Raw genomic sequence first — 374 nt, 5'->3', positions numbered from 1 at the left:
GTACTTCAGTTCAAAAATGCCGCGTGGGGTATGCATATATTTCTGAGTGGTAACTCGAGAAATTGTCGATTCATGCATGTCTACAGCAAGGGCAACATCGTTGAGAACCATTGGTTTCATTGCCTCTTCACCGTATTCGAAAAAGTCATGTTGATGCTCGACAACGCACTTAGCTACTTTGAGCAAAGTTTCATTGCGACTCTCAAGGCTCTTAATCAACCATTTCGCTTCCTGCAAATTAGAGCGAATATATTGGCTGTCAGCACTGTTGCCTGTACCTAGTTTCGCGTATTGTTGATTCACTTTCAGTCTTGGAACACTGTCAGGGTTAATCTGAACTATCCATTTTCCGCGGTCTTTGAAGACGGAGACAT

Annotated in this window: 1 protein-coding gene; it reads right to left on the bottom strand. The window is 43.0% G+C overall.

All coding sequences use genetic code 11. From position 1 onward, the window contains the following. Positions 1-374, bottom strand: a 374-nt coding sequence (locus A3773_RS17055; protein ID WP_500040259.1) for an RNA polymerase factor sigma-54, incomplete at both ends; no start/stop codon positions are given.

This window comes from Neptuniibacter pectenicola (assembly GCF_001597735.1).
GTDB classification, from domain to species: domain Bacteria; phylum Pseudomonadota; class Gammaproteobacteria; order Pseudomonadales; family Balneatricaceae; genus Neptuniibacter; species Neptuniibacter pectenicola.
Note: the sequence above shows the minus strand (reverse complement) of the source record. Positions and strands in the feature narration are given on the sequence as shown.